At 31.7% G+C, this 12710-nt stretch carries 8 protein-coding genes; all 8 read left to right on the top strand.

From position 1 onward, the window contains the following. The first annotated feature begins 12 nt into the window (after positions 1-12). The 8 genes from Q0998_RS10435 (at position 13) to Q0998_RS10400 (ending at position 12620) form a co-directional block, all read left to right on the top strand. Positions 13-1389: a TlpA disulfide reductase family protein gene (locus tag Q0998_RS10435; RefSeq protein WP_299669757.1), complete on the top strand. Its 1377-nt coding sequence runs from the start codon at positions 13-15 to the stop codon at positions 1387-1389. A gap of 28 nt (positions 1390-1417) precedes the next feature. After that, positions 1418-3382 carry a thioredoxin family protein gene (locus Q0998_RS10430; protein WP_299669756.1) on the top strand — a complete coding sequence of 655 codons (1965 nt, stop codon included), beginning with the start codon at positions 1418-1420 and terminating at the stop codon, positions 3380-3382. A 229-nt stretch (positions 3383-3611) separates the two neighbouring features. After that, the gene (locus Q0998_RS10425; protein WP_299669754.1) at positions 3612-6191 is read left to right on the top strand and encodes a phosphoenolpyruvate carboxylase; all 2580 of its coding nucleotides are present in this window, start codon (positions 3612-3614) and stop codon (positions 6189-6191) included. Between the two features lie 295 nt (positions 6192-6486). Next, entirely contained in the window at positions 6487-9000 is a 2514-nt protein-coding gene (gene nirB / locus Q0998_RS10420) for a nitrite reductase large subunit NirB (RefSeq protein WP_299669752.1), read from the top strand. Between the two features lie 284 nt (positions 9001-9284). Further along, positions 9285-9662, top strand: coding sequence for a nitrite reductase small subunit NirD (gene nirD / locus Q0998_RS10415; protein WP_299669750.1), 378 nt, complete (start codon positions 9285-9287; stop codon positions 9660-9662). 9 nt (positions 9663-9671) lie between these two features. After that, a complete protein-coding gene (locus Q0998_RS10410) occupies positions 9672-10256 on the top strand; it encodes a DUF4202 domain-containing protein (protein ID WP_299669748.1) in 585 nt (194 codons plus the stop codon). An 11-nt stretch (positions 10257-10267) separates the two neighbouring features. Then, on the top strand, positions 10268-12079 hold the full coding sequence (locus tag Q0998_RS10405) for a type IV pili methyl-accepting chemotaxis transducer N-terminal domain-containing protein (protein ID WP_299669747.1): 1812 nt from the start codon (positions 10268-10270) through the stop codon (positions 12077-12079). Positions 12080-12494: 415 nt separating this feature from the next. Continuing rightward, on the top strand, positions 12495-12620 hold the full coding sequence (locus Q0998_RS10400; RefSeq protein ID WP_366943636.1) for a HepT-like ribonuclease domain-containing protein: 126 nt from the start codon (positions 12495-12497) through the stop codon (positions 12618-12620). The last annotated feature ends 90 nt before the right edge of the window (positions 12621-12710 follow it).

Here is a 12710-nt window from a genome sequence, read left to right as displayed (position 1 = left end):
AAAAACACAATTATGAAAAAATTAGGGCTCTTTGTAGCATTCATAGCAATGGTTTCTTGTAAACCTGAAACAGTAATAGATTATGCAATTATTTCTGGTAAAATAGAAAATGTAGATGCTAAAAAAGCAACTATTTACAGTCAGTTTGATCCTAGTCAAAAATCTGAAATTACTTTAGCAGAAGACGGTACTTTTAAAGATACTTTAAAAATGGCTTCAGATTTTTATTTTCTTAGAGAAGGTAAAAACATGATTACTTTTTATGCGCCAAATGGCAGTAACATACATATTGAATATGATGCTAAAAAGAAAGATTCTACACTTGTTTTAACAGGAAATACAAGTAGTATTAATAACTATATTGTTCAAAAAGAGAACATTTCTAAAGAGTTACTCAAAGACATGAAAGAGATTTATATAAAAGAGGAAACTGATTTTAAAGCGCATTTATTAAAAGTAAAAACTACTAAAGAAAACCTGCTAGCTGAAACGGATGGCATTCCAGAAAATTTTAAGAAAAATGAACTAAAGAACATCAACTATGAATATTTATTTCTTTTAACGAATTATGAATCTGGACATGGTTATTATACTAAAAATAGAGTCTTTAAACATTCAGAAAGTTTTTTGAACGAATTAAAAGATGTAGCATTAGAAAATGAAAATGATTTTCTTTTTTCTCAAAACTATAGAAGAGTTGTAAGCTCAAAATTAAGAGAAAAATCGAAAGAATTGGCTAAAAAGGATTCTATCAGCAGTGGCATTGCTTATTTAACTGCAATTGCAACAATTAAAAACGAAAAAATAAAAAACAAGTTACTTTATGATGATGCTAGATATGGTATTACATACACCAATAACTTAGAAGATTATTATACATTATTTTCTGAAAATTCTACAGACGAAATGAATAATAAGAAAATTGAAACAGCTTATAACAAATTAAAGGCTTTGTCAAAAGGAAGTCCGTCACCAACATTTACGGCTTATGAAAATAATGCAGGTGGAGAAATGTCTTTAGAAGATCTAAAAGGGAAATATGTATATATAGACGTTTGGGCCACTTGGTGCGGACCTTGTATTGCAGAAATTCCTTCATTAAAAAAAGTTGAAAAAGAATTTCATGATAAAGATATTCAGTTTTTAAGTATTTCAATAGATCAAGAAAAAGACTATGATAAATGGAAAAAAATGATTGTTGATAAAGAATTAGGAGGTATTCAATTAATGGCAGACAATGCTTGGGAGTCTCAGTTTATTGAAGATTATATGATAAAAGGTATTCCTCGTTTTATTTTGTTAGATCCTCAGGGCAATATTATAAATGCAAATGCACCAAGACCTTCAGACAAAAAATTGGTTACTTTATTAAAAGATTTAAACATCTAATTTAATTACCTAATTAGAATTTACAACAATGAAAAGACCCTTTTCCTTTTTCTTATTTTTTATCATTTTTTCTACATTTTCTCAAACCGAAAACAATCCTATTGTTTGGGAATCTTCAATCAATAAAGTTTCAGACACAACATACAATGTTGTTTTTAAAGCAAGAATTTTAGAGGAATGGCATTTGTATTCGCAATACAATCCAGACGATGCCTCTCAGGCTTTAGAGATTTTAATTCCAGAAGGAGTTACTAGTTATCAATTGCTAGGCAAAGCTAAAGAAAGTAAAACTTACAAAGAATACTCTGATGTATGGGAAAAGGAAGAAATTTTCTTTAAAAATAATGCTACAATTACACAGAGCATCGAAATTTTAGATAGCAATACTACCTCCGTTACTTTAGAACTTTATGGACAGGTTTGTAAAGAGGCTTGTATACAAATTGAAGAATCTTTTTCTTTCTCTTTAGATGGAAAAAAGTTAAAAGAGGAAACCATTGTTTTAGATGATAAAAGTAAGAACTTAACGAATAATCTAAAATTAGATTTAAAAAATACAGAATTCTTAGAAAAAGAAGCAATTGACGAATCTGAAAACTCACTTTTAAATATTTTTCTCTTAGGTCTTGTTGGTGGCTTATTGGCCTTGTTAACACCTTGTGTTTTTCCAATGATTCCACTAACCGTTTCTTACTTCACAAAACAAGCTCAAAGCAAAAGTAAAGGAATCTTTAATGCTATTTTGTATGGTGTTTTTATTGTAGTTATTTACATTCTTTTAAGTGTCCCTTTTCATTTGATAGATGGTTTAGATCCGAATATCTTAAACACGATTTCTACAAACATTTGGTTAAACATCTTCTTTTTTGTCATCTTAGTGTTTTTTGCGTTTTCTTTTTTTGGCTTTTATGAAATCACGTTGCCAAGTTCTTGGGGAAACAAAATGGATTCGGCTTCAAATGTTGGCGGAATTTTAGGTACTTTCTTTATGGCGCTCACCTTAGCCATCATTTCTTTTTCATGTACTGGACCAATCTTAGGCTCTCTTTTAGCAGGTTCTTTAAGCGCTATTGGGGATCCGGCAAGTCAACTTACTGCTGGTATGACAGGTTTTGGTGTAGCTTTAGCATTGCCATTTGCGTTGTTTGCCTTGTTTCCAAACTTATTAAATTCTTTACCAAAGTCTGGTGGTTGGCTAAACACCACCAAAGTGGTTTTAGGTTTTTTAGAACTGGCTTTTGCGTTTAAATTTTTATCAAACTCTGACTTAGTTGGGCATTGGGGAATTTTAAAACGTGAAATTTTTATTGGTCTTTGGATTGTAATTTTCTCAGGATTGGCATTATATTTATTAGGAAAAATAAGGTTTCCACATGATGCACCTCTTAAAAAACTGTCTTTTTCTAGACTATCATTTGTTGTTTTAATAATTGCTTTTGTCATCTATTTAATTCCAGGAACTTTTAAAAACCCTACGTGGAATTTGAATGTGTTAAGTGGCTTCCCTCCTCCGCAGTTTTATAGTATTTATGAACAAGAAAGTGATTGCCCATTAGGCTTAAATTGTTATAAAGATTTTGACGAAGGTTTGCAAGCTGCAAAAGAAGCAAACAAACCCATTTTATTAGATTTTACAGGTTGGGCTTGTGTAAACTGTCGGAAAATGGAAGAAAATGTTTGGAGCGATCCAGCTATTTATAATATTCTTCAAAACGATTATATTCTAATTTCTTTGTATGTAGATGATAACGAAAAACAACTCCCAAAAGCAGCACAATTCGACTTTAAAAAAGAGAACGGTAACATTAAAAAGATAAAGACCTACGGAGATAAATGGTCTACATTTCAAGTCTTAAATTTTAAAAACGCTTCACAACCTTATTATATTTTAATGAATGCCGATTTAGAAATATTAAACACTCCTCAACAATATACAGATATAGAAACTTATAAAAATTGGCTGCAAAAAGGACTTGAGAATTACGATAAGTAAAGCGATCTTAGTATATTCTCTAAATTATTTTAAAATTGAAAAAAATAACCGCTGTATAGAAAATAGTGTGCAAATAGTATCTTAAATCATAAATAAATTTAATTTTTCTATTATCCTTAAAATCGCTTTAAATTTCTATCGTTTTCGTAATTAAAGAATCAATTATTCCTAAAAACCTAAGTTTTGTAACATCCCTTTTTTGTAGCTTTACCTTATAAAATTTACAAAAATGTCTGGATTACCTAAACTTGCTCGTTTCAATGAAAACGTGTTGTCTAAATATCAAATTTACAACAGTATTTTTATGACTTTGCCCTTTGACACCATTAACAATACTGGTGTTTTACTACCGCTATTTCATGAGCTATGTAAAAAAGGGTTTCAGGAAGGTAAAAATCCGACAGAAATTGTAGACGCTTTCTTTAAAAAATACCAAGAAAATCCTTCAGAAAAAGAAAAGACAGATTTATTGTTTCGCTTTATTCAATATATAGAACGTCAAGTTGTATTGTTTGATGCCATTGAAGATGCTGCATTTCCAGTAGTTAATAATATGGACGGAATTGGTACGTTAAGAAATTCTAAAGAAACTGCTTTTTTAGGTGAAAAGAAAGAAGCACTAAAAGCCTATTTAGAAGAATTTAAAGTTAGGATTGTTTTAACTGCACATCCCACACAATTTTATCCTGGTTCTGTTTTAGGAATTATCACAGATTTAGACAAAGCCATTCAAAATGACGATTTACTTTTAATTAAAAAGTTATTGGCGCAATTAGGAAAGACACCCTTTTATAAAAAAACAAAGCCTTCTCCTTTTGATGAAGCGGTTAGTTTAATCTGGTATCTAGAAAATGTATTTTACCAATCTATTCCTAAAATTTACAATTATATTCAAAACAATATCTATGATGGCAATCCTATGGATAATGAGATTATAGATCTTGGTTTTTGGCCTGGTGGAGACAGAGACGGTAATCCTTTTGTTACGACAGAAATTACATTAAATGTTGCTGAAAGACTGCGCCAAAGTATTTTAAGGAACTACTATCGAGATGTTAGAAGACTTAAAAGACGTTTTACGTTTAATGGGGTTCAAGAAATTCTGGCTAGAGTAGAAAAGAGACTTTATAAGCATGTGGTTAGGAGTTATACGAAAGTAAATTTTTCTCAAAATATTTTGTTAGAAGAATTGGCAAAAGCCAGACAGATCGTAGAAGAAAAACATCAATCTTTGTTTATAGAAGAATTAGATGATGTAATTAACAAAGTAAGAATTTTTGGGTTTCATTTTGCAACTTTAGATATTCGACAAGACAGTAGAGTGCATCACAAAGCATTTACTCAAATTGTAGAAGATTTACAAAATAGGGGTGATACTACTTTTCCAAAAAACTACAAACATCTATCTGAAGAAGAACAGATAAAAATATTAGCGGTTGTTAAAGGGAATATAGACCCGAAGATTTTAACAGATGAAATCTCGGTAGACACCATCGCATCTATGTACGCCTTAAAAGAAATTCAGCTCAGAAATGGAGAACGCGGTGCCAATCGTTATATTATTAGCAACAACCAAACGGCATTAAACGTCATGCAAACTTTTGCCATGTTAAATCTTTGTGGTTTTGAAAATGAATTGCCTGTAGATGTAATTCCACTTTTTGAAACGGTAGAAGATTTAAAAAATGCAGAAGAGGTTATGAGAACGTTATATACTAACAGAACCTATAGATACCATCTCGAAAAAAGAAAAAACAAACAAACCATTATGTTAGGTTTTTCTGACGGAACTAAAGATGGTGGCTATTTAATGGCAAACTGGGGAATTTTTAAAGCCAAAGAAGCCCTTACCAAAGTTTCTAGAGCATTTGATATTGAAGTAATTTTCTTTGATGGTCGTGGAGGACCTCCTGCACGTGGTGGTGGAAAAACGCATCAATTTTATGCTTCTTTAGGCCCTACCATAGAAGACAAAGAAATTCAACTAACCATTCAAGGACAAACCATTAGTTCTAATTTTGGAACGGAAAACTCGTCTCAATACAATTTAGAACAATTGTTAAGTTCTGGAATTAAGAATGAAGTTTTTACAAAAGATCAACTGAATGACCAACACAGAGAACTCATTGAAGATATGGCCTCTACAAGTTACAAAACCTACGTAGATTTTAAAAATCATCCGCAGTTTTTACCGTATTTAGAAAAAATGAGTACCCTAAAATACTATGCAAAAACAAATATTGGGAGTAGACCAAGCAAACGCTCTAATTCTGCAACATTAGATTTTTCTGCTCTAAGAGCCATCCCTTTTGTGGGAAGTTGGAGTCAGTTAAAACAAAATGTACCAGGATTTTTTGGTGTAGGAACTGCATTGAAAAAGTATGAAGATGCTGGTAGATTTGATGAAGTAGTTGAATTTTACAATGCATCAGATTTCTTTAAAACATTGCTTGAAAACAGTATGATGAGTTTAACGAAATCTTTCTTCGAATTAACAGCATATATGGCAGATGATGCTGAGTTTGGCGATTTCTGGAAACTGATTTATCAAGAATATAAAACATCAAAAAGGTTGCTTTTAAAACTAACGGGGCATTCCCAATTAATGGAGAATTTTCCCGTTGGAAAGGCATCTATAGAAATCAGAGAACAAATTGTATTACCGCTGTTAACTATTCAACAATTTGCTTTAAAACAAATTCAAGAATTACAAGATTCTGAAGGAAATCTCGAAAAAATAGAAGTATATGAAAAAATGGTCATGCGCTCTTTATTCGGAAACATCAATGCGAGTAGAAATTCTGCTTAACTAAAAAGAGTTTAGTTAAATAACATCAATTACATAAAATCCCCAATTGGGGATTTTTTTTAGTTCTACACTATAAATTTATAAAAGTTATGTGTTTTGATTCCACTAGAAAGAACAAACGCAAGCAGTAATAAAGCAAACTATTAAAAAATATTCCAAAAAATTAAATTTAAAATAATTTTTCAATACTTAATTTATCAGATTCACAAATCGCTTGTAAATAATCTAAAAACAATAAACTAATTATTTTATTATAAGTATTATTACTTAGTTTTGTATTTTAAATACGTAATTAATGAAACATATTATTGTCGTAGGTAACGGAATGGTTGGATATAAATTTTGCGAAAAATTTGTCAAACATCCAGAAAGTAAAAAATTTAAGATCATTGTTTTTGGTGAAGAACCAAGACCTGCCTATGATAGGGTTCATTTAAGTAAATTTTTCGAGAACCAAGATGCAAAAGCTTTAGAAATGGCGCCAGCAGCATGGTATATAGAAAATGGAATCGATTTACTTGTTAATGAACGCGTTTCTGATATCCATAGAAACACAAAAACAATCACCACCGCAAAAAATAGAGAATTCTCCTATGATTACTTAGTGTTAGCAACGGGCTCAGCTGCGTTTGTTCCTCCAATAAAAGGAGTTGAAAAAAAAGGTGTTTTTGTCTATAGAACCATCGAAGATTTAGAAGGAATGTTGGGTTATGCAGCAAAATTAAAGACGACAAAACCAAACGCAAAAGCCGCTATTTTAGGTGGAGGTTTATTGGGCTTAGAAGCAGGAAAAGCAGTAATGGATATGGGTCTAGAACCTCATATTGTAGAATTTGCCCCTAAATTGATGCCAAGACAATTAGACGCTAGAAGTAGTCAGGTATTGCAGTTGAAGTTAGAATCATTAGGCTTACATATCCATTTGAGCAAAGCAACCAATCAAATTTTAGGAAATGGTGCTATTGTAGGAATGGAATTTGGCGAAGATGATGTTTTGGCAGTAGATATGCTAGTGGTTTCCGCGGGAATTCGTCCAAGAGATGAATTGGGAAAAACAAGTGGCTTAGAAATGGGGGTTCGTGGAGGAATTGTGGTAAACAACAAAATGCAAACTTCAGATAAGTCTATTTTTGCCATTGGTGAAGTTGCTTTGTACAATCAAATGATTTATGGGTTGGTGGCTCCTGGGTATGAAATGGCGGGAATTGCTGTAAATCAAATTATTGGTAAGACAGAAAGCATCATGCCAGCAGTAATTGACATGTCTACCAAATTAAAACTAATTGGTGTAGATGTCGCAAGTTTTGGAGAACCTTTTATGCCAGCATCTAAAGGACATTCGATCATCTTTGAAAATAAAACGCAACATTTATATAAAAGAATTAACGTAAGCTTAGACGGAAAAACTTTATTAGGAGGAATTTTGGTAGGTGATGCTGCAGACTATAATATGTTGCATCAAGTATATGTAAACGGTATGAAAATTCCTGAAGATCCGTCGCAATTAATTTTACCTGTAAATGAGGGAGTTGCCTCTTTTGGAAGCGTTTTAGACTTACCAGATACTGCACAAGTTTGTTCTTGCGAAAGTATTAGCAAAGGTGACATTTGCTGTACCATAACAGAAGATGGGTATAACAATTTAGGAGAAGTAATTGCCAAAACAAAAGCAACAACAGGCTGTGGAGGCTGTAAACCCATGGTTACAGATTTGGTTAATGAAACTTTAAAATCGCTTGGAAAAGAAGTAAAAGAAACCATTTGCGAACATTTTGAGTATAACCGGCAAGAGTTGTATGATTTGGTGAAAGTAAGCCAAGTTCAAAATTATGAAGAGACATTAAATACATTTGGAAAAGGTCATGGATGTGAAATTTGTAAACCCTTAGTGGCCTCTATTTTTGCAACTGTTACGATGGAAACTGCGAATCGTCAACCCACAATTCAAGATACCAATGATCGCTTTTTGGCAAACATTCAAAGAAATGGAACCTATTCTGTAGTGCCAAGAGTTGCAGGTGGAGAAATTACTCCAGATCAACTTATTGTGATTGGAGAAGTTGCAAAAAAATACGATTTGTATACCAAAATTACAGGTGGACAAAGAATCGATTTGTTCGGCGCACAAGTGCACGAATTGCCCTTAATCTGGAAAGAACTGATTGCTGCAGGTTTTGAAAGCGGTCATGCGTACGGAAAATCTTTACGAACTGTAAAAAGTTGTGTAGGTTCAACATGGTGCAGATATGGAATGCATGAAAGTGTTACGTTTGCCATCGAAATTGAAAATAGATACAGAGGTTTGCGTTCTCCTCATAAACTAAAAGGTGGTGTTTCTGGTTGTATTAGAGAATGTGCAGAAGCCAGAGGTAAAGATTTTGGGTTGATTGCTGTTGATGGTGGCTGGAATTTATATGTCTGCGGAAATGGTGGCGCAACTCCAAAACACGCAGTTTTATTAGCCGAAAAATTAGATAACAAAACGGTGGTAAAATACTTAGATAGATTCTTAATGTTTTATATAAGAACGGCTGATCCGTTAGTTAGAACTGCGCCTTGGTTAGATAAATTAGAGGGCGGAATTAATTATTTAAAACAAGTGGTCATAGAAGATTCTTTAGGAATTGCAGCAGATTTAGATACCGAAATGCAAGGTTTGGTCAATAAATACAAATGTGAGTGGAAACAAGCTGTAGAAAATGAAGAAGTAATGAAACGTTTTAAACACTTTGTAAATTCAGATGATACAGATGATAACATTGAATTTATACCAATGCGTGAACAGAAAATGCCAAAGGCTTGGGTGTAAATAGTTAGCAGTATTCAGTTGCAGTTTTAGTAGTTGATAGATATAAAAAAATAGAGCGTTTTCCTGCAAGGTTTCAAAAACCTTGTAGGTATAAATTAAATAACTACTAAGGTTTTAAAATAAACTAAAAGTTGACAAAAAGGTGCGTTAAGGATTGAAAACTTTCGAATATCGATTGATATTCTTAACCTTTTTTTCTTATTCAGAAAAAGGGAGAGTGAAAACCCAACCATGATAGGGAAACTGTCTGAAGCAGTCAGGCGCCTAAAATAATATTTTTAAAGATGGAAAGCATACTAGAAAAATACAAAACAGTTACAGAATTACAAGTAAATAACTGGTTTAAGATTGGTAAAACATCAGATTTCCCAGAAAATAGTGGCGCTTGTATCAAACATAAAACCAAACAAATTGCGGTGTATAATTTTACAAGAACTGGCAAATGGTACGCTACCCAAAATTTATGTCCGCATAAAATGGAAATGGTACTATCTTTAGGGATGATTGGTGATAAAGAAGGAATCCCGAAAGTGGCTTGCCCAATGCATAAAAAGAATTTTTCTTTAGTAGATGGATCAAATTTAGCAGGTGAAGATTTAAAAATTGCCACCTATCCTGTAAAGATTACTAACGGAAATGTGTATATTGGCTTTTCAGATTAAATCAAAAAAATGAAGCCGACAAGATTTGAAACAGCCATTGCAATTATTGATAAAAAAAATGCTGAAGACGAAAATACTTACGAAGTTGCAGGCTTGTCATACCCAAAAGAATTACTGTATTCTCAACGAATGACGAGAAAGTTGTTGCAGTTTGAGCCAAATGCATCTAAAGCATTGCAGATTGCTGCAAGAGCACAACATATTTGCCGTTGGAAAATTCCAAGAAATGAATATCCAATGGATAGAGTTGGGTATTTAAAGTGGCGAGAAACGCTCAAAAAAATGCATGCAGAGATCACAGGAGAAATTTTGCAAGAAGTAGGATTCGATGCTCAATTTGTAGAAAGAGTCCAAAAAATAATCTTAAAAAGACGCATCAAGAAAAACGAAGAATCACAAACTTTAGAAGACACTATTTGTTTGGTTTTTTTAGATTATTATTTTGAAGAGTTTGCCGCAAAACATACAGATGAAAAGGTAATAGATATCTTAAAAAAAACGTGGGTAAAAATGTCTGACAAAGGCCACGCTGAAGCCCTACAACTTCCACTTTCTGAGAAGAGTTTTGCTTTAGTTCAAAAAGCAATTTTATAAAACGTTATACAATGACTAAAAATGGCAATTCATTAGACCAAAGAACGTTTAATAAATTAAGTCGTTTGTATATTATTGCATTAAGCACTATTGCACTTTCTGTAATTATTAGTCAAGTTTTAGTTCGTAATCACCTAGAATCACAACAAAGTGATTCTACTGTAATTAATATTGCAGGGAGACAACGAATGTTGAGTCAAAAATTAACAAAAGAAATTGTTTCACTTTCTGTTTATTCAGATAAAAAAAACAGAATTTTCCTTAAAGACAATATTAAAGAAACGCTGTATTTATGGGTAATTTCTCACCATTCTCTTCAAAAGGGAAATGATAGTTTAGGGCTTCCTAAACAAAATAGCACAAAAATTAAAAATAAGTTTAAGGCGATAAACCCTGTTTTTGATACCATTCAAAAAGCATCAGAGGAGATTGTAAAAAGATTACAAGAAAATGCCTTAATTTCTATTGATAGTTTGGACTCAAAAATTGAAAAAGTAACCCAAAATGAAGGTTCTTTTTTACAGATAATGGACGCAATTGTAAATCAATATGATTTAGAAGCTGATGAAAAAGTAGCTTGGTTGCGCAAGTTAGAATTTTTTCTAATGGTACTCACCTTATTAATTCTTTTAGGAGAATTTTTATTCATTTTCTGGCCAACGGCAAAATCTGTAAAAGCAACACTAACACAATTGTTAATGGCAGAAAAGAAAGCAAAGAAAATGGCTTTTGAGGCAGATGAATTAAGTATTTCAAAAGAAAAATCTATCAAAGAATTACGTGCACTAAGTCACGCAATGGATGAAACCTTATTGTTTGCAAGGATTGCTTCAAATGGAAGTTTAATCCACATGGGGAATAAGTTTTCTCGTTTGTTTAAAATTTCAAATTTTCAAAAAGAAACCTTCTTTTGGACTGTTTTATCGAGCAATGAAAACGAACAATTAGTGCTTGAAAATTTAATACATCGGCATAAAAAAACCGGCTGGCAAGGAGAAGTAAAAGCAACTATAAAGAACGATAAGGATATTTGGTTAGAAATGTCTATCATTCCATACAGACCTACAGAAGACAAGTCAGAATTATTAATAATAGCCTCAGAAATTACTGCAAGAAAAGCAGGACAAATAGAAATTGAAAGACTCACAAAAGAGAGTTTTGAAGAAAAAATGAGTCAACAAAAAATAATTTCAAGTAAAATTATTGAGAATCAAGAAAAAGAACAAAACAGAATTGCAAAAGACGTACATGACGGAATTGGGCAAATGCTTACTGGTTTAAAATACAATTTAGAAAGCATCAATATGAATGATATTGAGAAAACTACATTAAAAATTGAGCATTTAAAAGAACTGACTACCAATATTATAAAAGGAGTTAGAACTGCAACTTTTAACTTAACGCCACCAGAACTGTCAGATCACGGAGTGGTGCCCGCAATATCAAAACTAACAAAAGAATTAGGCAGATTAACAGGAAAAGAAATCTTATTTTTTAATAAAACCAATTTCAACCAACGATTGGATTCTTTAATAGAAATTAATATTTACAGAATTACACAAGAGGCTATTAACAATGCTATCAAATATGCAGCATCTTCTCATATTTTGGTATCTCTTTCTCATAGTAAAAACATGCTAAGCATTGTTATTGATGATGATGGAAAAGGTTTTGAACCATCCAAAGTAAAAAGAGTTAAAAATGGTGATGGTGGCATGGGCATGACGTTTATGAAAGAGCGCATTAAATACATAGATGGTAGATTATTCCTAAATTCTGAATTGGAAAAAGGGACAAGAGTTACTTTGAATATCCCGATTTAAGAGTTTTTTTTCACTTTTTTTTATTCTGATAGATTCAAATTTGTCAGAATAAAAATGTGCACTTTAAATCATCTAGTTAAAAATCTTAAATTTTAATAGAAAATGATGTTAGAAAGAATTTTTGTATTTTTGATTACGTATAATCTATAATTATGGAAGCTCTTTCAAAGAGAAATTGATTTAGTAGAAGAACAAGCTTTAAAAAATCCAATTTTGATTAATTCTATCAATAAAAACAAAGAATTAATTTTCGGATGAAAGCATATTAAAGTGGCTGTATGATATTCATTTGGCTATTGAAGAAATTGGATACGTAAATTTTAATAGCGTTGGGCTTTAGCCCATCGCCATTATTTAGAAAGCATATTGGCTTTAGCCAAATCTTTAAAAAAGAGATGTTGATTTTGAAAATTTAATTTCTAACTCAAAAGCTATCATTAGCTTAAGAAATCAAGTGATACACTCCTATGATACTATTTCTGATGAAACTATTTGGTCAATAATAATTAATCATATTCCGAAACTTAAAGAGGAAATTTAGAATTTAATTTCTAAAAATATATAAAACATCAAACAACTCAATATTTCAGTTACGTAGTTTTACTTAAAAAATACTATTTTTGTACGTATC

It is taken from the genome of uncultured Polaribacter sp., assembly GCF_947501385.1.
Lineage (GTDB): Bacteria > Bacteroidota > Bacteroidia > Flavobacteriales > Flavobacteriaceae > Polaribacter.
This window is presented reverse-complemented; position numbering and strand designations above follow the sequence as displayed.